Source organism: Ulvibacterium sp., from assembly GCF_965248315.1.
GTDB lineage: Bacteria > Bacteroidota > Bacteroidia > Flavobacteriales > Flavobacteriaceae > Ulvibacterium.
Genome location: NZ_CBDFIX010000002.1, coordinates 3,653,980 through 3,676,791, shown reverse-complemented (window position 1 = coordinate 3,676,791; position 22,812 = coordinate 3,653,980). Strand labels below are relative to the sequence as shown.

Genomic DNA, 22,812 nt, shown 5'->3' with positions numbered 1-22,812 from the left:
AATATATACTTTTTAGTTGAAAAAATATGGATTTTTACGAAATTTCTTTTCGCGTTCGTTACAGTGAAACCGATCAAATGGGGATTGTCTATCACGGCAACTACCCGCAATATTTGGAGATGGGAAGGGTCGAGTGGTTAAGGTCCTTGGGTATTTCCTACAAGTCCATGGAAGAAAATGGAATATTGTTACCTGTAATTTCCTTGCAGATCAGCTTTAAAAAATCAGCGGTTTATGACGACCTTATTACAGTTAAAACCATACTTAAAAAAAGGCCCATGGCAAGGATTGAATTCGACTATGTTATTTATCGGAATTCCGATGAAATTTTGGCTACGGCAAACACCGTTTTGGCCTTTATGGACAAGAACACCAAACGCCCCCTTAGATGTCCAAGTTACCTTTTGGAAAAATTGGGTATTTCCTAAACCAATATCTCCAGGGTCAGCCCCTTTATGCTCCTTAAAATGCTCAGGATGTTTTCCAAATCCTTTTTCTCGGACAAGATGATGATACTACAATCCATTTCCAAGGTTTGGGAGATTACCTCTAGTTTTTGCCGCTTAATGATTTGCATTACTTGATTCAATGCCGCGTAATCAAAAATAAGCCTCAAACGAATTTTTATTTTTTTCTCCACTACAACGGAGGCCTCCAATGCCATCCGAGCCGCAGATCTGTAGGCGTGGATGAGTCCGCCAACACCCAATTTGACACCTCCGAAAATTCGTACTACCGCCACCAGCGCATTGGTGACTTCAAAAGACTGTAGTTGTCCGTAAATGGGAGCTCCGGCCGAATTTCTAGGTTCCCCATCATCATTAGCACGATATTGAACCTTCTCCACTCCCAATTGCCAGGCATAGCAAACATGATTGGCCTTGGGATACTTTTGCCATAAATCTTCGATTAATGGTTTTACTGTTTCTATTTTGTTTATGGGAAAGGCATATCCATAGAACTTACTTTTCCGGTCTGTAAAAAGCACTGCCTCCGAGGGCCGGGCCAGAGTTTTGTAGCTGTAGGGTTTTTGTTCCATCAAAATAGAGCGACTAAAACGATACTGACTACGGCCAAAGCTATACCACCCCAATTCTTTGGACTAATATGCTCTCTGAAAAGCGCAATTCCCAAAATTGTGGAAAACATAACTATGGCCACATTATTGATGGTAAATACCGAAGCACTGTTAAGGCTAGGATGTTGCAGCGCATGGAGCAAAAAATAGATGGAAAAATAATTGGGCACGCCAAGCGCAATACCACCTAGGATATCCTTCAACCCCAAGTTTAATGGTGTTTTAAAACTTTTCATGATCAAAAGCAATAAGCCCACTACTGCGGCAGACCCAAAGACCGTAGCCGAAAACAAGGGAAACTCATCTGCTTCTATATGGGTTTCCTGAACGTATTTAAGACTGGTATCTATAATGCCCGACCCCAAAAAGACCAATACCGGTAACCAAAGCGAAGATCTTCCCAAAGTCATCGATTTTCCTTTTGCCGAAGCAAAATACACGGCCCCAAGGGCCAGTACAATACCCATTACCTGTAACGTACTCAGTTGTTCCCTATAAACCAGCACCCCAAAAAGCACAGGAACTACCAAGGACATTTTTGTGGCTACTGATGCTACGGACACGCCCACGCGCTGGGCCGTAGCCGCCATAAGATTAAATACTACGATAAAAAGACATCCCAAAAGCAAAGTACCCCAGAACCATGATTTCTGTGGAATCTCGTTTAGGGCAACATCCCCCTCATAAAAAAGAATTCCTACCCCGAAGGCGATGATATAATTTATGATGATGGCATATAAGGTATTCACTTTATATACCGAGAAAAGTTTAAAGATGACAAAAATGAGACTGGAAAAAAGTATACTAAGAGCTAGATAGAGCATCCTGTATTTTGCTTTTTAATTGAAGGACATCCTCTTGCCCCACTTTTAGGTTCCAGGTATAGATACCCATTTTTTCAGCAGCTTCCGTATTTTCCGCGGTGTCGTCCACAAAGAAAGTTTCTTCGGGCAATAGCCCGTTTTCGTCAAGAACGAACTGGAAAATTTCCGCATTGGGTTTTCTCAGGTGTATTTCATGCGAAAGATAGAATTGCTCGAAGGAATTCTTGAACCGCAGGTATTTTTGTGTTCCCATTATCTGCTCCACATAGGGAATATGCAAGGCATTGGTATTGCTTAGAAGGAAAAGCCGATATTGATTTTCTTGAGCGAGTGCTTCAATAAACTCCAACCGCTCATCTGGAAAATCAAGCAACATTGCGTTCCAAACGGCTGTTATTTGAACCGCCGAAGCCCTTGGATAGGCAGATTGCAGCTGGTTGATAAACTCTTCGGAACTTATACCGCCTACTTCATAATTTTCGTTCAAGGCCATCAATTCTTGGGTAAGGCCATTGCCACCCCATTTGGGTATTTCCCTAAAAATGACTTCTTTATCCAGATTGATAAAAACGTCTCCAAAGTCTAAAATAATGTTCTTAATCATTTTGATAGGTATGTAAAGTGTCCGTGCCAATAGAAGCTGTTTGTAAAAGTTTCCCTGAAAATTTTGGAGCGGCAATTCCATTTTTAAAGGCTCGGTTACCTGTAAATACCCGGGCCTCGTCCCATAGACCTGAATTGATAAAAGCTTGAAGTGTTTGTGCACCCCCTTCGATCAAAACACTTAAAATCTGATGCTTATAAAGAACCTTACAAATTTGTTCCATCAGGTCGGCGGAAAAGTTAAGGACTTCATAGGTTATCCCTTCAACATATCGGGAACTGTCAGAGACCGAGGTAAGGAGAAGGGTTGGGATGCTACCATCCAGGACATGGAAATCCTCTCCGATTTTCAAATTTCGGTCCAAAACCACCCGCAATGGGGGCTTGCCTTGCCAATGCCGAACGTCTAATTTAGGGTTGTCCTCCAAAACGGTCTGGGTGCCTACCAAAATGGCCTGCTCCTCACTACGCCATTGGTGTACCCGTTGACGTGAATGGGTATTGGTGATCCAATAGGGTTCCGGAACTGTATTTCGAACCGATTTATCCGGGGCAATGTAGCCATCCAGGGTTTGGGCCCATTTTAGGATGATATAGGGCCGCATCTTTTCATGATAGGTCAAAAAACGCTTATGATGTTCCCTACACTTTTCCTCCAGAATGCCCACGACCACTTCACAGCCGGCATCCCGTAATCGCTCAATTCCCTTTCCCGAAACTTTGTCGTGGGGGTCTAAAACCCCTATAACCACCTTGGGGATGGTATGTTTGATAATCAAATCGGCGCAAGGTGGCGTCTTTCCAAAATGGGAACAGGGTTCCAAGGTAACATACAGTGTAGCTTCCCGTAAAAGTGATTTATCTGGCACGGCTTCAATAGCATTCACCTCGGCATGGGGTCCCCCGTAAGGACTCGTAAAACCTTCGCTGATAATTTTGTTGTTATGAACGATGACGCAGCCTACCATAGGATTTGGCGCCGTGGTGCCCAAGCCATTTTTTGCCAATTGGATACAGCGTTGCATATAGCGTTCATGGGCGGGCGCATTTGTCTTTTGGGATATATCCTTTTGCTGTATCTTCACTTCGCAAAAATAGAACTTTAAAACAGACCGATCTAAAAAATATGGAAACCACAAGCATACGGGAAATCCAAAAAGAGGATAACGCCGAAGTGGCTCGTGTTGTCCGGGATATATTAATAGAAATGGGTGTACCCAAGGTAGGAACGGCCTATGCGGATACGGCCTTGGACCGTATGTACGAAACCTATGATGTGCCCAAGGCTTCGTATTTTATAGTTGAGGATCAAGGGCGGATTATCGGATGTGCGGGGATTGCCCAATTGGAAAACTATGAAGGCGATGTTTGTGAATTACAAAAGATGTACTTGTTAGGAGAAGCCAGGGGAAGGGGATTGGGTGCCCAATTGATGGAAGTATGCCTCAACCGTGCCAAGGATTTTGGTTTTGAACAATGCTATTTGGAAACCATGCCTTATATGAAGGCAGCCCAAAAACTCTATCAAAAAGCTGGATTTGAATATATAGATGCCCCCATGGGCGATACGGGCCATTATTCCTGTTCGGTCTGGATGTTAAAAAGTATTCAGTAAGCAGTTGCAGTAAGAAATCCTGATAATGTTGCATACTGATAACCGCCACTGGATACCGCCAACTGAATTGGACAGATGCTATTAAAAGAGATCAAGAACATTTTCCACAAAGAATTGGATACTATCTATCCCCAGGAAGAGGTGAATAGTTTTTTTTACCTGCTTATAGAACACTATTTGGGGTTGGAACGTTTTGTGCTGGCCCTTCAGCCTAACTTTATTGTCTCCAAGCAGGAGGAACAACCCTTGTTTGAAGCCTTGAGCGAATTGCGGCTGCAAAGACCGGTACAGTATATTATGGGCAAGGCCCATTTTATGGATTTGGAACTCACCGTCAACACACATGTATTGATTCCCCGCCCTGAAACCGAGGAACTGGTACGATGGATTCTAAACGACTGTCATGCTGAGCGCCCGCCTGAGCGAGTTCGTTGGGCGGGCAGTCGAAGCATAAAGATTCTAGACATCGGCACGGGTAGTGGGTGTATTGCCCTGGCCCTGGCCAAAAACTTTCCGGAGGCTCAGGTGTACGCTTTGGATGTCTCTGCTAGAGCCCTGGAAGTGGCCCAACACAATGCCGAACAAAACGAAGTAGCAGTAACCTTTATAAAGGAGGATATACTGACTTTGGATACGCTTGACGTACCGTTTGACATTATAGTTTCCAATCCACCCTATGTACGCGAAGAGGAGAAAAAGGAAATGAAGGCCAATGTAGCCGAATATGAGCCTAAAGAAGCCTTGTTCGTCCCGGATAATGACCCGCTTCTGTTTTACAAAGCCATTACTCAATTTGTGAAAAATAACTTGAAGAAGGGGGGGAGTCTTTATCTTGAAGTGAACCAGTACCTGGCTCAAGAGACAAAACAACTTTTGGAAGACCAAAATTTTACGGATATTGAACTCCGAAAGGATCTTTTTGGGAACGATCGAATGCTGAAAGGGAAGATGTTGGACGTAAGAAGTAATAAGTAAGAGGTAAGAAGTGAAAAGTAAAAAGTGAGAATTTTTCAGTGAACAATGAACAATGAACAACAAACAATGAGTAGTGGACAATGAGCAATTAACATCGAGCACCGGACATCTAACTTAGAACCAAAAGAAGCTGGAAAAAAGACTTAAGATGTAGAACTATATTTTTTAGTTTCTTAAACCTTAAACCTTAAACCTTAAACCTTAAGCCAAAAACTAACAACTGTCAACGAACAACCACATACTATGAGTATCGAGCAAAAAATAACCAACCTCCGTGAAGAACTCCGTCGGCACAATTACAACTATTATGTGCTGGACCAACCGGTGATATCGGATTATGAGTTCGATATGAAACTCAAGGAACTTCAGGCCTTAGAGGAACAGTATCCGGAATTTCATGACCCTACTTCGCCCACCTTGCGGGTAGGGGGAATGGTGACCAAGAATTTTGAAACGGTGACCCATGAGGAACGCATGTACTCCCTGGACAATTCCTATTCCAAGGAAGACCTCATGGATTGGGAAAAGCGCATCCAACGTATTTTGGGAGACGTGGACGTACAGTTTACCTGTGAACTAAAATACGATGGGGCCTCCATTAGCCTTACCTATGAGGAAGGCCAATTGGTACGTGCGGTGACCCGGGGCGATGGTTTTCGTGGCGATGATGTGACCACCAATGTTAAGACCATTCGTTCAGTGCCCTTACAGCTAAAGGGCGACTATCCACCCAAATTCGATATTCGAGGAGAAATCGTTTTACCTTTTGAGGGCTTTGCCAAAATGAATGCCGAGCGGGTGGAAAATGGAGAGGAACCCTATATGAATCCCAGAAATACAGCAGCTGGTAGTTTAAAACTACAAGACAGTGCCCTAGTGGCCCAACGGCCGTTGGAATGCCTTTTGTATAGTATAGTTGGTAAGGATCTGCAGATTACCACCCAATTCGAAATGTTGGAAAAGGCCCGTGAATGGGGCTTTAAGGTACCTTCGATTGCAAAATTGTGCAACACCACCGACGAGGTTTTGAAATTTGTGGAGTATTGGGAAGTGCACCGGCACGAACTGCCGTACGAGACCGATGGGGTAGTGGTGAAAGTAAATAACCTCAGGTATCAGGATGAGTTAGGTTATACAGCCAAATCCCCCCGATGGGCCCTGGCCTATAAGTTTAAGGCGGAACAGGTCTCCACGGTATTGAACGAAATCACCTATCAGGTGGGGCGTACCGGAGCCATTACACCAGTCGCCAACCTACAACCGGTATTGTTGGCAGGGACTACGGTAAAACGGGCCTCCTTGCACAATGCCGATCAGATTGCCAAGTTGGACATCCGAGAAGGGGATACTGTTTTTGTGGAGAAAGGGGGCGAAATCATTCCCAAGATTATGGGCGTGGATTTTACCAAGCGTCCGGCAAATTCACAACCGACCCAATACATTACGGTATGTCCGGAATGCGGTACGCCGTTGGTGCGCAAGGAGGGCGAAGCCCAACATTTTTGCCCCAATGATACCGGTTGCCCGCCGCAGATTACGGGACGTATCCAACATTTCATTTCCCGGAAGGCGATGGACATTGAAGGTTTGGGAAGCGAGACCGTGGAGCTGTTGTTCAAGGAGGGCTTGATTGCCAATTATGCCGACCTGTATACCTTGACCAAGGAACAAGTAATGCCCTTGGAACGGATGGCGGAGAAATCCGCCGAAAATTTGGTGAATGGGGTGACGGCCTCCAAACAGATTCCCTTTGAACGGGTATTGTTCGGTTTGGGGATACGGTATGTAGGGGAGACCGTGGCCAAAAAACTGGCCCGGGCCTATAAACATATCGATGCCTTGATGACCGCTACTGAAGAAGAACTGGTGGCCGTGGATGAAATTGGGGAACGGATTGCCCAAAGCGTAGTGGAATTCTTTGCCCAGGATGAAAACCGGCAAATCGTAGACCGACTCAAAAGCTATGGGCTACAATTCTCCTTGTCGGAGGCCCAATTGGAAAACCAAACGGATACCTTAAAGGGACAGACCTTTGTGGTCTCCGGGGTCTTTGAGACCATAAGCCGTAACGAATTGAAAAAACTGATCGAGAACAATGGGGGCAAGGTGGCCTCTTCCGTATCTTCCAAGACCAGCTACCTGGTGGCCGGTGCCAATATGGGGCCTAGTAAACGCACCAAGGCCGAAGGTTTGGGCGTACCCATTATTTCAGAGATGGAGTTTTTGGGGATGGTGTAGGGCGCAAATTGTATACAATTTTGTTAATGGTTTTTTGTTCAATTTTTGAAAAAAACGTCTCCATGAGTTGCTAAATTGTCAATCTTGTAAAATGTGTTACTAAGGAATTTAATGGTAACGAGCTATGCTTTTTGTTATGATGCCTTTTTAGGTTAAACTCATATATATCGATATCCAATATAGATGAGTATAAAAATTACAATCATTTTAAATAGCCATCCAATTATTGCATTTTTCTTTAACTCTTTTGGGTTATAAAAACTATCAAATTTTCTTCTTCCAAGATGCCAAAAATATCTGATAATCGCACCAAACCATTCTGAAGAATTAAGTTCGGAGTCAGCCTCATTTTGCCAGTTTAATTCTTCAATTTTTTCGACCTTTCTTTTCTTCGAATTATTGCTCATTTAATCAGCTTTTTTGTTCATTTTATTGGTCCCCGAATTCAGAAGTGTGTTACAATATTCATTAAACATAGGTTAGAGCTATTTACTATAGGGTTGATAGTCAGCAACTAAGACACTCTATAAATCCTAAAACAAACTAAAGAACATAAAGTTTAAATCCGGGAATTGTCAAAAAGTTTTTAGCTGCTTTACCACAAAATGTGTGCTTAATAGAAACAGGAATACAAAAAGATACTCTGTAAAGTAATTGTTTTCCCCCAGCCCCAATTTCTGGTAGAACTGGAAACAAAAGAGATAATTCAACAGCATAAGTCCCAAGAAGAGAAGGATGTATTTGCTTTTTTTTAAAAGACGGGTATAGGTATCCCTTTGGGTGAGAAGATACAGCTCTTTCCCAAAAAGCTGGGTAAAGACCGGCCAGAGAAAAAATAGGGGCAAGGCAAAGAGTCGGGATTCCCGGGCAAAGGAGGTGAGGAATACCAAAGGGGTATTTAGGGCTACGGTCAACAAAAAGGCATGGAGCCATTTTTTGTCAAAGGAGGCCACTGTTTTTCCTTTAAGAATCACATAGGTCAAATAGAGAAAGGGAGCCAAGGTCACGAACAAGGAGATTAGGGATTCTATCGTATTTTTAGTGTTTTCAAAATTCTCTAGGAAACAGCCAAAACGGGAGCTCATTTCGTTTTGGGTAGCACCCCATAGGTCGTGGGTTTCCAAATAATAACCAATAAAGAATCCATAGAATAATACCGGTAAAAACAAAAATGCATACTGCTGTATCGGGATATGCGGTGATTTCCTTTCATTTTGTTTTCCTGGACAATAGAAGAAAAGGGCTGGGAGCAGCAAAACCGAGGTTTCCCGGCATATCAGGGCCAAGGTAAAACAAGGCACATAGAGTAGCCATCTCCGCTGTACAAAAGCCCATAATGCCAATAGAATAAGACAATACTGTAAAGGCTCATCATAACTAAATACTGGTGGGAAAAAGCTAAATAGCACCGAGAAACTCAAAAAATAAACCATCATGTTTCCCAATCCCTGTTTTATGCTCGCATGTAATGCCCGGGACAGGGTATAGAGGAGCACACCACTCAGAAATAGAAAAAAGAAATTGACCCATACAAAAGCCTTTCCCAAAGGGATGTCAAAAACTTTTGTAGTAGTTTCAATAAGACCACTGGTTAAGGGTCGCCGGGCAAAAGGGGCGAATTCTTGGTGGTATCGAATCTGGGATTTGAGGAAGACCAGGGAAAGTCGGTCGTTGTTCTCGTTCAACATACTGTCCACATTGGGGGTCATATGAATTTGGTATATGAACAGTGTAAACAAGAGTGACAGTGCCCATGGGAAGCCCTTGCAAAACTGGGGTGGTATGGCTAGTTTTTGGAACAATCGCTACGATTTTGTTTCCGTGAAAGTAGGCATTTTTAGGATGGTAATCGTATGTAACCCCAACACACATTGCACATATATGTTCCTTCCCCTAGCAGGGGAAGGTGTCACGCTTAAAGCGTGACGGAAGGGGTGATGTTGCAGTCCGATTAGAGTGGTTACTTGGCATCCGCCGGGGAATGAAGGCCGATATGGGATTTTTCTTTTTTGCATCGCCCAAAAAAGAAAGAAACCTGCCTGCCGGCAGGCAGGAAACGCTAGGCTTATTTTCAGTTTCTCGAAATCAGGACCGTTTCCAAGGCAGCACCGCCTAGACCGCTTTTGTTTCACAAAATGCTCTTTGGGCGGTTTCCCTCTACTAGCTTGAAAACAGTTTGATTTCCAACGAAACTGAAAAGTAGGCCGTGGATTTGTTTCTACCTAAACCCTAGCCTAGAATCGATATCTATTTTGCTCCTTCCCCTTGGTAGGGAAAGGTGTCACGCCGAGGGCGTGAAGTAAGGGGTGACATTTCGCAAACAATGGCATTTTTAATCAAATCGGAAACAGGGAATCTTGACCCGCCCCGTCTTCCTTTTCCACCCTAGGCGGAACGGAATCCACCCCTCCCTTAAAAGGGTGGGGAGCTTGTTTCTCGATTTTGAGTCTTATGGGAAGGGGTAATTTGTACCGACCTATAAGGCTATTGACCATTTTCCATTACTTTTGTTGGAGTGGCGATTCCCGCCGGTACTATAACCAACCAAAAAAACATCTATGACCAAAGTCCAGTTGAAAAAAGCATTGAATCCTTTAATGCTTTGGGGGCTTGGGGTAGGCTACGTTATTTCGGGAATGTATTTCGGATGGAATTTGGGCCTTGCAGAGGGAGGCACCTATGGTCTGGCTATTGCCACGGCCTTTATCATCCTCATGTATGTTACCTTTACGTTTAGCTATACCGAAATGGCCTGCGCCATTCCCAAGGCCGGAGGAGCTTTTGAATATGCCCATCGCGGGCTTGGGAAGCATTTGGGATTTATTGCCGGTATTGCACAGAATATCGAATTTATCTTTGCTCCCCCGGCCATAGCTGCTGCCATTGGAGCCTACCTCCATCTGGTTTATCCCTCGATCCATATCATGGTTTTTGCCATAGGGGCCTATTTGATTTTTACCGCGATCAATATTCTTGGGGTAAAGCTGGCTGCTTCCTTTGAATTGGTTATCACTATTTTGGCTGTAATAGAACTTTTAATATTTGCCGGGGTCACTCTTCCGGAGTTTGAGATGGCCAACCTACAATTGAATCCTTTACCCAACGGATATGAAGGGATATTTGCTGCGATACCTTTTGCCATTTGGTTTTTTCTGGCAATAGAAGGTGTAGCGAATGTAGCGGAGGAAGCTATACATCCACAGCGCAGTATTCTAATAGGTTTTGGATCGGCTATCGTAACCTTGGTTTTTCTTTGTGTGTTGACCTTCACTTCCGCGGTGGGAGTCGCTGGTTGGGAAGCCGTAGTCTATCCGGAGGGCAGTACTATACCTTCGGATTCGCCCTTGCCCTTGGCTCTTTCCCAGATTATGGATAATGGACATGTTCTGTACAAACTCTTGATCGGCATTGGACTTTTAGGCTTGATCGCCTCTTTTCATGGAATTATATTGGCCGGTGGGCGGGCCACATTTGAATTTGGTCGAAGGGGCTATGCCCCAAAGCCACTGGGAAAGGTACAATCGCGTTTCAGGACACCTGCAAATGCCTTGATTTTTAACACCCTAATCGGTATCATAGCCTTATTTACGGGGGCTACGGGAGAAATCATTACTATTGCCTGTTTCGGTGCTTTGGGACTTTATGTGGTTTCCATGTTTTCCTTTTTCGCATTGCGGAGAAAAGAACCGGCTATGGAGCGCCCCTTTAAAGTGCCTCTATTTCCGTTTTTTCCATTGGTAGCTTTGGTGATTGCAGTGGTTGCCCTATTGGCCATGACCTATTATAACCCGATTTTGGCCGCCATATTTTTCGGCATTGTGGCGGGTTCCTATATTTTCTTTCTACTCTTTCTCAATAAAAAAATGGAATGAGTCTATTGCAAGGTTACGTTTTTTGGAGTAAAATGATATTTTTATACCATAGCGTAGCGCGCAAAAATTTCTGAATCACTTCTTATGGACAAAGACAAAATTATCAACGCAATAAAAGAAGGAGATTATACCAAGGTGAAGGTGGCCCTAGTGGATATAGATGGCGTATTACGCGGTAAATATATGCATCGCGACAAGTTTTTATCGGCAATCGATAATGGATTCGGTTTTTGCTCCGTAGTATTTGGGTGGGATATGGCTGATGAAGACTATACCAATGATATTAAAGTGACGGGTTGGCATACCGGTTACGGTGATTTTGATGCCCAAGTAGACTTGGACACCTTCCGAACCATCCCTTGGGAGAAGGATACGCCTTTTTTCCTGGTGGATTTTGTAAACGATAAGGCCGAAGATTTGGCCATGTGTCCGAGGAGTCTGCTTCGCAAAATCATAGCTCAAGCGGAGGATATGGACTTTAGCCCCATGTTCTCCCAGGAATTCGAATGGTTCAACTACCGAGAAACTTCAGATTCCCTCAATGCAAAGGGGTATCAAGATATACAACCATTGACCCCTGGAATGTTTGGGTATTCCATTTTAAGAATGTCTGAAAACCACGAATATTTTGATGACCTGTTTCAATTATTGGGGGCTTTTGGAGTGCCTTTGGAGGGTCTCCATACCGAAACGGGACCCGGGGTCACGGAAGCCGCCATTCAGTATAGCGGAATTTTAGAGGCAGCCGATAGAGCTGTTCTTTTTAAGAGCGCGGTAAAGGAAATTGGATATCGGCACGGGATTATCCCCAGTTTTATGGCCAAACAGACCAGTGCCCTTCCCGGGTGTGGGGGGCATGTCCATCAGAGCCTTTGGGATTCGAAAGGGAAGAAGAACTTGTTTTATGACCAAAAGGCCAAGGATGGAATGAGTCCCTTGATGAAACATTTTTTGGCAGGTCAATTAAAGTGTCTTCCGGAAATATTACCCATGTTCGCCCCGACCATTAATAGCTTCAAGCGATTGGTCATCGGGGCCTGGGCGCCGATCAATCAAACTTGGGGGCACGACAATAGAACCTGTTCCCTTCGGGTATTGGCCTCTGGAGAAAAATCTACCCGTATTGAACACCGGGTAGTTGGATCTGATGTAAATCCCTATTTGGCCATGGCCGCTTGTTTGGCCAGTGGATTGTACGGTATTACGCACCAATTGGAATTGGATACCCCGGAGACCAAGGCCAATGGATACGCTGTTAAAAAGGGCCTTTTACCTAGTAACTTATGGGAAGCTTCGCAAAAGATGAAGAGGTCCAAAATCGCCCAAGAACTTTTTGGCGGTGATTTTGTAGATCATTTTACAAAAACCCGGGAGTGGGAGTGGCAACAGTTTTCGGCAGAGGTTACCGATTGGGAAACCAAACGATATTTTGAAATTATTTAATATGGATGTACATCAGATTCACAGCTTTAATTTTCCTACCCCCATACGCTTTGGTCCTGGTGCCAGCAAGGAATTGGCGGATTACTTAAAAAACCATTCCCTTTCAAGACCTCTACTGGTGACGGATGGAACCGTTTCCCAACTGTCTTTTTTTAAGTCAATACAACAAGACCTGGAACAAAAGGGGTTAAGTGTAAAGGTATTTAACGAGATGCACAAAAATCCTGTAAAATCAGATGTGCTTAAGGGCGGAGAGGCCTACCATGAAACGGACCGAGATTGTATTGTTGGAATAGGTGGGGGTGTGGCATTGGACGTGGCCCGGGCCATTGCCCTACGAGTTCACCATAAGCGGGATTTGTTCGACTATGATGATTTGATTGGGGGTGATAAATATGTAACCGAGGAAGTGCCTCATTTTGTAACCATCCCAACTACAGCCGGCACCGGAAGCGAAGTTGGGCGTAGTGCTATAATTTCCGAGGACGAGTCCAAAAAGAAAAGAATTCTCTTTAGTCCCAAATTAATGGCGAAAATGGCTTTTGCCGATCCCTTATTGACCATGGAATTGCCCGCATTTGTCACGGCCGCTACGGGCATGGATGCTCTGACCCATAATATGGAAGCCTATGTGGCCAAAAATTTTCATCCCATGTGCGATGGTATTGCCTTGGAAGGGATACGATTGATTGCGGATTCCTTGGAAATAGCGACACATAAGCCTGATGTTGAATCTAGGTCCAAAATGCTGTTGGCCTCCTTAATGGGCGCTGTGGCCTTCCAAAAGGGCCTCGGTGTGGTTCACAGTTTGGCACACCCACTCTCCAGTCTTTTGGATACACACCATGGTTTGGCCAATGCGGTTAATTTGCCTTACGGGATGCGATTTAATTATGAAGGCTGCGAAAACCGATTCGATCAAATGGCCGATGCCTTTGGACTGGGAAATAAGCAAGGGAATAGGGTAGTGGAACACCTTTTTGAAATGAATGATGCATTGAACATGCCCATCAAACTTTCTAGTATTGGTGTAACAGACGCTCATATTGACGAATTAACCGAGTTGGCCGAAGCAGACTTTTGTCATCCAAACAATCCAAGACCCGTAACAAAGGAGGATTTCAAAATGCTTTATAAGGAGGCTTTATGATTAAAATAGGAATCTCGGCCTGTTTTTTATATCCTGATGGGAGTCGACCTGTATTTGGGCCCAAATCTCTTACGTACATAGAGAGCGATATGGCGCAATACGTCACCCAAAAAGGGGTGCTCCCTATCCTTATTCCCGATGTGGAAGATGAGCTTTTGAAAGAAATCCTATCGGAAATGGATGGATTCGTTTTTCAAGGAGGCAACGACCTAGCGCCGGAAACCTATGGGGAAGAACCTATCGGTAAATGGAAAGGGGATGCCTACAGAGATCGATATGAACTAAAAATATTGGACTATGCCATTAAAAACTCCAAACCAGTTTTAGGTATATGTCGCGGTTTGCAACTGATGAATGTGTATTTTGGAGGAACACTATATCAAGATACAGTGACCCAAAACCCCGAGGCCATGGAACACCGTTCGGCAGAATTGTACGACACCATAAAACACCCAGTCCATTTTAAGGAGGATACCTTTTTGGCTAAACTTTATAGCGATGAAAGGAAGCTTATGGTGAATACGGTCCATCATCAGGCCGTAAAGGACTTGGGAGATCATTTGGAAGTATATGCCACTGCACCTGATGGAATAATTGAGGCTTTTGGATATACCAAAGCGCCTCATGGCAAAGTCATGGCGGTACAATGGCATCCCGAATTCTTTCATACCCTTGGCGACCAATTGATAGATGCCCATACCCTATATGATGCGTTTCTAGAACATGTAAAAGACGAGCAATGAAGGTGATTAACCCAGCAAGCGAAGAAGTGATTGCCCAATTAAATGCAACTACTGCCCAAGATTTGTCCCAAATTATAAAGTCTCTGAGGGAAGGCCAAAAAGTCTGGGGCAAAAAATCCGTATCCGAAAGGTTGGCCTGTATTATTCGGTTTGGGGAGTTAATACAAGAAAATTTAGAGGAACTCGCCCATACCTTAACTTCGGAAACAGGGAAGCCTTTACAACAGTCCTTGAACGAGATCAAAGGGGCTCAGAATAGAATTGAGCATTTGCAACACCATGCGGAAAAATGGTTGGCTCCCGAAACCTTGGTCAATTCGGGAAATACCCATGAAAAAATCGAGTATGAGCCTTTAGGGGTAATCGGCAATATTTCGGCTTGGAATTTTCCGTATAATGTAGGATATAATGTTTTTTTATACGCTTTAGTTGCTGGGAATTCCGTGGTGTATAAACCTTCTGAATTTGCTTCTTTAACGGGTAAACAATTTGAAAAATATCTATGGCAGACCGGTGTCCCCAAAAATGTATTCCAATGTGTAATTGGTACAGGAGAGCTTGGACAATGCCTCTTGGAGCAAAGTTTGGACGGCTACTTTTTTACCGGTTCATACAAAACTGGGCTCCATATTGCTCAGGCAGTATCCCATAAACTCGTCCCAGTGCAATTGGAACTGGGAGGTAAGGATCCGTTATATGTAATGGAAGATATACCGGATGTGGAACAAGCAGCGATAAATGCGGCTGAGGGTGCCTTTTATAACAACGGTCAAAGCTGTTGTGCGGTGGAACGGATGTATGTTTCCAGTACCATACATGATGAATTTGTAGAAGCTTTGGTGACGGAAGTAAATTCCTATGCCGTTGGGGACCCAACAGATTTGAAAACCTATATTGGCCCCTTGACCCGAGCACAACAATTGGAAGTTCTTAAAGATCAAATTGCTGATGCCTTAAACAAGGGAGCCACGCTCAAAACCGGAGGAAAGCAGCTAGATCGGGAAGGTTATTATTTTGAACCAACTGTCCTGGTAAATTGTAACGCTTCAATGAAAGTGATGCGGGAAGAGTCTTTTGGGCCCATTATCGGGATCCAAAAGGTGAGTTCGGATAGCGAAGCTTTGGAGTTGATGAAGGACACGGCCTATGGATTGACGGCCGCGGTTTTTTCCAGTGACCGAAAAAGAGCGTTGCAGGTCCTGGATCAACTGGATATAGGCACCGCATACTGGAACTGTTGTGATAGGGTAAGTCCCAATGTTCCATGGTCCGGCCGAAAGAATTCAGGACTGGGTGCTACCCTTTCGGCCCAGGGCATCCGTGCCTTTGTGCAGCCCAAATCCTATCATCTAAGACCTTGATTATGAGAATTCCTAAAGATTATATTGACTTTCAGAAATCTTTGTCAAATGAAGAAGTGCCTGGTGAATGGCCGGAGGCCCTGACAGCCCTTTGGTACGATGCCAAAGGCAATTGGGGTGCTTCGCACGACATTGCCCAAGAAATGCGTACGGATATGGGCAGCTGGATCCATGGTTATCTCCACCGCAAGGAAGGGGATGAATGGAATGCCGGGTATTGGTACCGCCGTGCCGGGAGACCCTTTCCAACAGTCAGTTTGGAAGAGGAGCTTAAAGGGATTGTCGAGTTCGTTATCCAAAATTCGTAATACTCTTTATGGGATATATGTGTTCCTATCCCTGCCTGGGGAGGGTGTCACGCCATAGGGGTGATATTTTCAAAATGATGGTACTTTGGTCAAACGGAGAACTGGGGATTGACCCGCCCCGTCTTCCTTTTCCGTCCAAGGCGGAACGGAATCCACCCCTCCCTTAAAAGGGTGGGGTGCTTTTTTTTGTTCTCAGGTTTTCTTTCACCCGGTTAGGGGGAAGGGGTTATTAATAATCCGAATATTCGGTAGGATATAATAACCGGGTATCATTGCGGGAAACGGTATTTTGGTATTTAGGCATCACCTTTAACTTTTCCCATTCAGGGGATTCTACAAAAGACTTCCAATTGGTATCCCGGATTTCCCTATTGACATGGGTAGTCATATACATCAAGTTGGGCATATTGGCCCCGGAGAGTACTTCGGCATAAAATACGGCATTGAAATCCAATTGGTCAAAAAGTTTCACTTCTCCACCTGCGTTGAACATGTCCACTTTTTTTCGATATAGGTTTTCTGTGGCCGCTTCATAGCTTCGCAGTTCATAAATCCGGTCCTTGCGAGGGCCATCCAATTTTGAGGGTTCCATTTTGGGCATATCCACAAAGGCCTTCATAAAAATGGATTCTATACGTGTATAGGGGGCTTTGTCATGTGCCGCTTCCAAATAGGTTTTTCCGGTCTCTTGATGGGTCTTATCCTTGGCCAGGGTATCATCCAGCAACCCGAATTCAACAATGGATTTAAACGGAATCAGTACATAGGTCTGCTTTGGTGTTCCCTCATCCGTCTGATGGGGCTTAAAGACCCCTACATTTTGAATACCCAAACGTTTCAGGGAAGGCAAGAAGGCATTCTTTAGATAATCATCCGTAGTTTGTTGCTGAGCGTCCGTTTTAAAGGAATAAATTTTAAGCTGATAATATTCCCGGGCCTGGGCATGTAGGGAAAGGGAAAAGATTACGGTAATTAGAAAAAGGCCTAATTTTCTCATGGGTATTGGTTTTTTGTGAAAGATACAGATTTTTTAAAACAGACGCTATTGGCCACGTCGGTGTACGGTTCGTAATTGGGGATTATCTGATACCCATGCTTGTTATACAATGCAATGGCCTCGGGTTGCCGTTTACCGGTTTCAAGAATACAGTGGGTGTACCCCAGTTCTGTGGTCCATAGTTCCAATTCCTCCAACACTTTACCGGCAATACCTTTCCCACGGGCTTCCGGAACTACATACATTCGTTTGACTTCCATGGTATTCGCGTCAAATTCCTTTATCCCCCCACAACCTACCGGTACCTCCCCGGAATAGGCCACTACGGCTTGGCGAATGCCAGCAATACCGTTAAATTGGTCATAAAAGGAATGATCTTCCCCATCTCGAATCGCTAGGTCTGCATCGAGTAGGGCAACCAATTTGATGAAATCAGGATGATTACAATCCGTTCTTTTGAGTCGAATCATTTTGAGTAGTTGTTACGCATATCTTCTAAAATATCTCGAATTTCCCCAAGTACTTTGAGGGTTTCTTTTTGAGTGTCTTGCCCGTTTTGATGTTCAGGCCTTTTGTTTTTGTTGACGAGCAGTTCCCTTTGATGCAGTACCTGCTTTTTAAAGTCCGATGCGCCAACGATCCCTATCAACTTCATGTCGCTTCCCTTGGGGTTACTGTTGCCAGCTGTTTCTATCTTTAAGACCCGAAGATCGAGATATTTCAATAATGGGTTTTCAATAAAGGTAAGGTCCTGTATGTTTTCCAAAGGGATGGTTTTTTCCACTTTAAACAATACCCCCTTTTTAAATTCCAGATGTTTTTGGGTCAACGAACATTTGAGGTTTTCATAATACCGTTTGGACATAACTTGCCCCAAACCGAGGAACCAGGGTAACAATAGCGGAATCCCTGCAAAGGAAATGGTCAGGAAAAAAGCGACTGTGAGCAAAATATAGGTCTTGATCTTCGGGTTAAAGGATGCTTCCTGTATTTTGGTGGTAGTTGGTATCATAAGACGTTGTTTTACACTTAAATTTGTATGGAAACTCCCTCTTTTGTTACATTTTTGTAGGGGTTAAAATAAAAGTCGATACGGCCTAAATTAATACCATAACAACCCACCTGGTTTACCAATACTTCTTTATCATCACGATTTTTGACCACGGTCGGTTTTTCCAAAAACGTATGGGTATGCCCGCCGATGATTAAATCAGTATATTGTGTAGAAGCAGCCAGTTTTAGATCGTTGGGTCTACCTTGGTCATTATAGTTGTATCCCAAGTGGGATAGGCAAATGACTAAATCACACTGTTCGTTCTCCTTTAAGATTCGCTCATTGTCCAAGGCCATTTCATAAGGGTTTAGATACTGGGTTTCCTTGTATAATTTTTGGGTAACCAATCCTTCTAATTTAATCCCAAGGCCATACACCCCGACCTTGATTCCGTCCACCTCATAGATTTCATAGGGTTTTACATGACCATCCATTAGGGTATTGCTAAAATCATAATTGGCTGAAAGCAACTTGAAATTGGCGTTGGGTAGTTGTGCGAATAAACCTTCGATACCATTATCAAAATCATGGTTCCCAATAGTGGCTGCATCATAGTTTAGCATACTCATAAGCCTGAATTCCAGTTCGCCCCCATAAAAATTGAAATAAGGAGTTCCCTGAAAAATATCACCGGCATCGAACAAGAGCGTATTCGGGTTTTCTTTGCGAATACTTTGTACCAATGCTGCTCTGCGGGCGACCCCACCCAGATTTGGATAATCCGAGTGACTTTTCGGAAAAGGTTCAATATGGCTATGTACGTCATTAGTATGCAGAATGGTAATATGCCTCTGCTGGGAGGAACATGAACCGAGGGGCAGTCCTCCAATACCCATAAGCATGGAGGATGCGGTAGTCTTTGCAATGAAATTTCTTCGGTTCATCTTAAAGTTGTCAAATTCCAATTGTACCTATTGGTATTTGTTTTTTCTCCTTTCATTTTAACCTTATAAAACGGTCATCTATTTTCGGATTTAACGTATCCACTTTGCCAAAATAGTCAATTAGCATATTGCGAATTTTGTAATCCGTTTCAAAGACTTCTAGAGCTTCCCTAAAGAATATCATATTATCTCCGCCCGAAACCAGATAATTGGATGTTGTGACATAATATACACGACTATCATCAATGGGTTTTCCTTGAATGGTGGCCGATTTAAGACTTCCGTCCCGGTTCAAAACAACCTGCATTCCGGAAATGGGATGTGCGCGTTTGGTTTGCACCAAATAGGAAACCAGATCATGGATCGAGGACCCCTTAAGTGCTACCACCGCAACGGTATTTTCAAAGGGCATTACCTCATAAGCATTTCTGGCCGATACCTTGCCCTTGGAAAGGATAGACCGGATACCTCCGTGATTGAACAAAACAAAATCGATATTCTTGCCGGTGCGAGATTTGAAAATGGGTTGGGTTTGGGATAGCATAATATCCGCCAACAAATTTCCGGCCGTAGTATTGTATTCGCCATCCCCCTTTGAGATCTTTTTTGGGGCATAGGCCAAGGCGCTGTCCAACACTTGGTTCATGTGTTTGCTATACGGGTCAAGAAAGACCTCTACGGAATCGGATGTAGTGGAAGAGCTATCAATCTGCACTTGACTTGCTACTATTTTTGACAACGCAGGAGGCTTTTGATTGCAGGAAAACGAACAACTAATTGTTATAAATACAACAAAATGTTTAATTCTTAAAACCATAAACCTTTCTATCTTAGCAAATGGATATGCGTGGATATTCTTTACATTTGTAGAACCCCGTTTTTTGAAATCAAGGACTAGAAAGCCTACAAAATGTAAAAGTAAATGTTTAAGGGAATAAAAGATAAATTCAAGCATAAATCCGCCGTTAAATTCCTAAAGGAAGAAATGGACAAACCTGCACCGATTGTAAATCGGAGTAGTGGTATCACCTCGGTAGGTTGTATCGTAGATCTCGATAAATTTGATAAGGCCGAGGTATTTTTTGAATTTGTAGAGGAATATAAGCTAAGGCCCAATGCCGTAAAAATCATTGGATACAAAAGCTATTATGATAAAAATTCCCCCTATTCCACTCCTGTATTTTCGGACAAGGATTTGGGTTGGAACGGAAATATTGAAAACAGTTACGCCCTTGAATTTTTGAGTAGGGAATATGATTTATTGGTCAATTATTTTGATGAGGAGAATTTGCTCATTCAATTGATGAGCATAAAGACCAAGGCCCGTGTTAGGGTAGGATTTAAAAATGTAGATCAAAGTTTTAATGATATCATATTGAATTTACCCCTGAAGGATTTTAAGACTTTTAAGATGGAACTGAAAAAGTATCTGGGCGTACTTAACGAGATTTAATGATGGATAGCATAAAAGGTACTGGTGTTGCATTGGTGACCCCATTTAATGAGGATTTTTCTATAGACACCAAAGCCCTGGAACGTATTGTTGACTATTGTGTTGATGGGGGAGTGGATTATTTGGTAGTGCTGGGTACTACCGGTGAATCCGTTACCTTGAACAAGGCCGAAAAACAAATAGTCATGGAGGCTGTTATTTCTGCAAATGCAGGGAGGCTTCCCTTGGTCTTGGGGATAGGTGGAAATAGTACCTACAGGATCGTGGATGAGGTAAAGGCTTTTGAGTCGGACCATTTTGAAGCGATACTTTCAGTATCCCCATATTATAATAAACCTACCCAAGAAGGGATTTACCAACACTTCAAATCCATTTCCGAAGTAACCAACAAGCCTATTATATTATATAATGTTCCGGGTAGAACGGGCAGTAATATGTTGCCAAGTACTGTGCTTCGATTGGCCCATGATTTTGAAAACATTGTTGGTATTAAGGAGGCCTCGGGCGATATGATACAGGTGATGGATATTATGCAGAAAAAGCCGAAGGATTTTATGGTGATATCCGGGGATGATATCACGGCATTACCCACAGTATTGGCGGGAGGATCCGGAGTGATTTCTGTTTTAGGACAGGGTATCCCAAGGGAATTCTCCAATATGATTCGCCTGGGTCTTGAAAACAGACCGGACGAGGCGTATGCACTGCATTATAAACTTCAAGAGGGAATGTCCCTTATTTTTCAGGAAGGCAATCCGGCTGGTATCAAGGCAGTTTTTGAGATATTAGGTTTGTGCGCCGCCACCGTCCGTCTCCCCCTTGTTGAAGCAACGCCACAATTAAAGCGAATTCTGAAGGATTTTGTCTTGCCTCTTAGCGAGGTCCATGCCTAAATCATTTGGGTTCAGAACGTTAAATCTTAGCTAAAAATATAGAGAACATAAAACAAGACGTTATTTTAGCGTTATATAATTTGTTTTTTATATCCATTGAGAATCCCTAATTTTGCAAAATGTTTTCGAAAATCGGTAGACTTTCCTGTTTTTTGATGGTAGCAAGTTTTTTATTTGCCCTTCAGTCCTGTAGTGAATATCAAAAAGTACTTAAAAACGAAGAAGTGAAGGCAAAGTATGATTTGGCCCAGAAGTACTACGAGGAGGAAGATTATAAACGCGCCAATCGTCTCTTCGAACAAATAGCCCCCAAGTATGTAGGAAAGCCACAGGGCGAACGGGTCTTGTTCTTTTTGGCGAACACCTATTTTCAACGAGAGGATTTTAACATGGCCGGCTACCAGTTTGAGCGGTTTATAAAATCCTATCCCAAAAGTGAAAAAGTTCCGGAGGCCTCTTTCCTAGGTGCTAAAAGCTACTATGAGCTATCTCCCGAATATTCCTTGGATCAAACGGACACAGACAAGGCCCTGGCAAAATTACAGACATTTATAAATGCTTATCCGGATTCGGAATTTTTTGGCCAGGCCAACGACATGGCTCAGGAACTTACTACGAAAAAGGAAAAAAAGGCTTTTGAGATTGCCAAGCAGTACAATAAATTGGGTGAATTTAACTATGATATGTTGAAGTCCGCTGTTGCCTCCTTGGACAATTTTGTTTCGGACTTTCCGGGTTCCATTTACCGCGAAGAGGCCTTTTATGTTAAGGTAGAAGCCACCACCAATTTGGCATTGAACAGCTTTGAGTCCTTAAAACCTGAGCGGTTGCAAACTGCAAAGGCTGCTTACAACGCGCTGAAAAAGCAATATCCGGAAACCAAATATGCGGAAAAAGCCGATGATCTTTTGGAGACCATAGAAAAGGAACTCAATAACAGTACGCTAATAAATACAAGTAAGGAAGCTAAATAACATTATTCCAGATGAATATGAACGATTTAAAAAATTCGAAAGCTCCAGTCTCAACCATTACCATCAACAAGAACGAGTTTGATGAAAAAACAGATAACATTTACGAGGCTATTTCCATAACCGCCAAAAGAGCGGTGCAGATAAACTCTGAAATTAAAAAGGAACTGTTGGAAAAGCTGGAGGAATTCGCCACCTACAGTGATAGTTTGGAAGAGGTTTTTGAGAACAAAGAACAAATTGAGGTATCCAAATTCTATGAGAAGCTACCAAAACCACACGCTCTGGCCATAGAAGAATGGCTACAGGATAAAATATATCATAGAAACACGGAGAAAGACGCTTAGACC

27 protein-coding genes are annotated in these 22,812 nt (G+C 43.4%); 15 read left to right on the top strand and 12 right to left on the bottom strand.

The window, feature by feature from the left end:
* Nucleotides 1-26: 26 nt before the first annotated feature.
* Entirely contained in the window at nt 27-428 is a 402-nt protein-coding gene (locus tag ACP2AF_RS17390) for an acyl-CoA thioesterase (RefSeq protein WP_425237414.1), read from the top strand.
* Here ACP2AF_RS17390 and ACP2AF_RS17385 read toward each other — a convergent pair.
* The 4 genes from ACP2AF_RS17385 to ribD are packed head-to-tail and all read right to left on the bottom strand — an operon-like array spanning nt 425 to nt 3,530.
* On the bottom strand, nt 425-1,039 hold the full coding sequence (locus tag ACP2AF_RS17385; protein ID WP_425237413.1) for an IMPACT family protein: 615 nt from the start codon (nt 1,037-1,039) through the stop codon (nt 425-427). The two genes, ACP2AF_RS17390 and ACP2AF_RS17385, sit on opposite strands and share 4 nt — an antisense overlap.
* Nucleotides 1,039-1,902, bottom strand: a complete 864-nt coding sequence (locus ACP2AF_RS17380) for an EamA family transporter (protein ID WP_425237412.1) — start codon at nt 1,900-1,902, stop codon at nt 1,039-1,041. Before ACP2AF_RS17380 ends, ACP2AF_RS17385 begins: the two co-directional genes overlap by 1 nt.
* Nucleotides 1,883-2,506, bottom strand: a complete 624-nt coding sequence (locus tag ACP2AF_RS17375) for an HAD family hydrolase (RefSeq protein WP_425237411.1) — start codon at nt 2,504-2,506, stop codon at nt 1,883-1,885. The genes ACP2AF_RS17380 and ACP2AF_RS17375 overlap by 20 nt, the downstream gene beginning before the upstream one ends.
* Nucleotides 2,499-3,530, bottom strand: a complete 1,032-nt coding sequence (gene ribD / locus ACP2AF_RS17370) for a bifunctional diaminohydroxyphosphoribosylaminopyrimidine deaminase/5-amino-6-(5-phosphoribosylamino)uracil reductase RibD (protein ID WP_425238043.1) — start codon at nt 3,528-3,530, stop codon at nt 2,499-2,501. The genes ACP2AF_RS17375 and ribD overlap by 8 nt, the downstream gene beginning before the upstream one ends.
* 101 nt (nt 3,531-3,631) lie before the next feature.
* Here ribD and ACP2AF_RS17365 point away from each other — a divergent pair, with 101 nt between their 5' ends.
* The 3 genes from ACP2AF_RS17365 (at nt 3,632) to ligA (ending at nt 7,333) form a co-directional block, all read left to right on the top strand.
* Nucleotides 3,632-4,120 (top strand): GNAT family N-acetyltransferase, encoded by a 489-nt coding sequence (locus tag ACP2AF_RS17365; RefSeq protein ID WP_425237410.1) that lies wholly within the window; start codon nt 3,632-3,634, stop codon nt 4,118-4,120.
* 75 nt (nt 4,121-4,195) lie between these two features.
* Entirely contained in the window at nt 4,196-5,095 is a 900-nt protein-coding gene (gene prmC / locus ACP2AF_RS17360) for a peptide chain release factor N(5)-glutamine methyltransferase (RefSeq protein WP_425237409.1), read from the top strand.
* 243 nt (nt 5,096-5,338) lie between these two features.
* Nucleotides 5,339-7,333, top strand: coding sequence for an NAD-dependent DNA ligase LigA (gene ligA / locus ACP2AF_RS17355; RefSeq protein ID WP_425237408.1), 1,995 nt, complete (start codon nt 5,339-5,341; stop codon nt 7,331-7,333).
* Between the two features lie 158 nt (nt 7,334-7,491).
* Here ligA and ACP2AF_RS17350 read toward each other — a convergent pair whose 3' ends face one another.
* Nucleotides 7,492-7,740 carry a hypothetical protein gene (locus tag ACP2AF_RS17350; protein WP_425237407.1) on the bottom strand — a complete coding sequence of 83 codons (249 nt, stop codon included), beginning with the start codon at nt 7,738-7,740 and terminating at the stop codon, nt 7,492-7,494.
* Nucleotides 7,741-7,908: 168 nt separating this feature from the next.
* Entirely contained in the window at nt 7,909-9,042 is a 1,134-nt protein-coding gene (locus ACP2AF_RS17345) for a hypothetical protein (protein WP_425237406.1), read from the bottom strand.
* Between the two features lie 13 nt (nt 9,043-9,055).
* Here ACP2AF_RS17345 and ACP2AF_RS17340 point away from each other — a divergent pair, with 13 nt between their 5' ends.
* Nucleotides 9,056-9,259: a hypothetical protein gene (locus ACP2AF_RS17340; RefSeq protein WP_425237405.1), complete on the top strand. Its 204-nt coding sequence runs from the start codon at nt 9,056-9,058 to the stop codon at nt 9,257-9,259.
* Nucleotides 9,260-9,669: 410 nt separating this feature from the next.
* Here ACP2AF_RS17340 and ACP2AF_RS17335 read toward each other — a convergent pair whose 3' ends face one another.
* Nucleotides 9,670-9,828 (bottom strand): hypothetical protein, encoded by a 159-nt coding sequence (locus tag ACP2AF_RS17335; RefSeq protein ID WP_425237404.1) that lies wholly within the window; start codon nt 9,826-9,828, stop codon nt 9,670-9,672.
* Nucleotides 9,829-9,891: 63 nt separating this feature from the next.
* Here ACP2AF_RS17335 and eat point away from each other — a divergent pair, with 63 nt between their 5' ends.
* The 6 genes from eat to ACP2AF_RS17305 all read left to right on the top strand — a co-directional run bounded on the left by eat (nt 9,892) and on the right by ACP2AF_RS17305 (nt 16,210).
* The gene (gene eat, locus ACP2AF_RS17330; protein WP_425237403.1) at nt 9,892-11,205 is read left to right on the top strand and encodes an ethanolamine permease; all 1,314 of its coding nucleotides are present in this window, start codon (nt 9,892-9,894) and stop codon (nt 11,203-11,205) included.
* A gap of 84 nt (nt 11,206-11,289) precedes the next feature.
* A complete protein-coding gene (locus ACP2AF_RS17325; protein ID WP_425237402.1) occupies nt 11,290-12,648 on the top strand; it encodes a glutamine synthetase family protein in 1,359 nt (452 codons plus the stop codon).
* Entirely contained in the window at nt 12,635-13,798 is a 1,164-nt protein-coding gene (locus ACP2AF_RS17320) for an iron-containing alcohol dehydrogenase (protein WP_425237401.1), read from the top strand. The genes ACP2AF_RS17325 and ACP2AF_RS17320 overlap by 14 nt, the downstream gene beginning before the upstream one ends.
* Complete coding sequence (locus ACP2AF_RS17315) at nt 13,795-14,541, top strand: gamma-glutamyl-gamma-aminobutyrate hydrolase family protein (protein WP_425237400.1); 747 nt, start codon at nt 13,795-13,797, stop codon at nt 14,539-14,541. Before ACP2AF_RS17320 ends, ACP2AF_RS17315 begins: the two co-directional genes overlap by 4 nt.
* Complete coding sequence (locus ACP2AF_RS17310) at nt 14,538-15,902, top strand: aldehyde dehydrogenase family protein (protein WP_425237399.1); 1,365 nt, start codon at nt 14,538-14,540, stop codon at nt 15,900-15,902. The genes ACP2AF_RS17315 and ACP2AF_RS17310 overlap by 4 nt, the downstream gene beginning before the upstream one ends.
* A gap of 2 nt (nt 15,903-15,904) precedes the next feature.
* Complete coding sequence (locus tag ACP2AF_RS17305) at nt 15,905-16,210, top strand: hypothetical protein (RefSeq protein ID WP_425237398.1); 306 nt, start codon at nt 15,905-15,907, stop codon at nt 16,208-16,210.
* A 229-nt stretch (nt 16,211-16,439) separates the two neighbouring features.
* On the opposite strand, the gene ACP2AF_RS17300 is transcribed toward ACP2AF_RS17305, so the two are convergent.
* From ACP2AF_RS17300 to ACP2AF_RS17280, 5 genes are read right to left on the bottom strand one after another with little or no spacing between them, the layout of a single operon-like run.
* Nucleotides 16,440-17,207, bottom strand: a complete 768-nt coding sequence (locus ACP2AF_RS17300) for an NIPSNAP family protein (protein ID WP_425237397.1) — start codon at nt 17,205-17,207, stop codon at nt 16,440-16,442.
* Nucleotides 17,204-17,677 carry a GNAT family N-acetyltransferase gene (locus ACP2AF_RS17295; RefSeq protein ID WP_425237396.1) on the bottom strand — a complete coding sequence of 158 codons (474 nt, stop codon included), beginning with the start codon at nt 17,675-17,677 and terminating at the stop codon, nt 17,204-17,206. Before ACP2AF_RS17295 ends, ACP2AF_RS17300 begins: the two co-directional genes overlap by 4 nt.
* Complete coding sequence (locus ACP2AF_RS17290; RefSeq protein WP_425237395.1) at nt 17,674-18,219, bottom strand: PH domain-containing protein; 546 nt, start codon at nt 18,217-18,219, stop codon at nt 17,674-17,676. Before ACP2AF_RS17290 ends, ACP2AF_RS17295 begins: the two co-directional genes overlap by 4 nt.
* A 17-nt stretch (nt 18,220-18,236) precedes the next feature.
* A complete protein-coding gene (locus ACP2AF_RS17285; protein WP_425237394.1) occupies nt 18,237-19,145 on the bottom strand; it encodes a metallophosphatase in 909 nt (302 codons plus the stop codon).
* A gap of 52 nt (nt 19,146-19,197) precedes the next feature.
* On the bottom strand, nt 19,198-19,884 hold the full coding sequence (locus tag ACP2AF_RS17280; protein WP_425237393.1) for a 5'-nucleotidase C-terminal domain-containing protein: 687 nt from the start codon (nt 19,882-19,884) through the stop codon (nt 19,198-19,200).
* 183 nt (nt 19,885-20,067) lie between these two features.
* On the opposite strand from ACP2AF_RS17280, the gene ACP2AF_RS17275 reads away from it, so the two are divergent.
* The 4 genes from ACP2AF_RS17275 to ACP2AF_RS17260 all read left to right on the top strand — a co-directional run bounded on the left by ACP2AF_RS17275 (nt 20,068) and on the right by ACP2AF_RS17260 (nt 22,809).
* Nucleotides 20,068-20,598 (top strand): DUF6913 domain-containing protein, encoded by a 531-nt coding sequence (locus ACP2AF_RS17275; protein ID WP_425237392.1) that lies wholly within the window; start codon nt 20,068-20,070, stop codon nt 20,596-20,598.
* 2 nt (nt 20,599-20,600) lie between these two features.
* The gene (gene dapA, locus ACP2AF_RS17270) at nt 20,601-21,491 is read left to right on the top strand and encodes a 4-hydroxy-tetrahydrodipicolinate synthase (RefSeq protein ID WP_425238042.1); all 891 of its coding nucleotides are present in this window, start codon (nt 20,601-20,603) and stop codon (nt 21,489-21,491) included.
* A 119-nt stretch (nt 21,492-21,610) separates the two neighbouring features.
* On the top strand, nt 21,611-22,465 hold the full coding sequence (locus tag ACP2AF_RS17265) for an outer membrane protein assembly factor BamD (RefSeq protein ID WP_425237391.1): 855 nt from the start codon (nt 21,611-21,613) through the stop codon (nt 22,463-22,465).
* Nucleotides 22,466-22,476: 11 nt separating this feature from the next.
* Nucleotides 22,477-22,809 (top strand): DNA-directed RNA polymerase subunit omega, encoded by a 333-nt coding sequence (locus tag ACP2AF_RS17260; RefSeq protein ID WP_425237390.1) that lies wholly within the window; start codon nt 22,477-22,479, stop codon nt 22,807-22,809.
* The last annotated feature ends 3 nt before the right edge of the window (nt 22,810-22,812 follow it).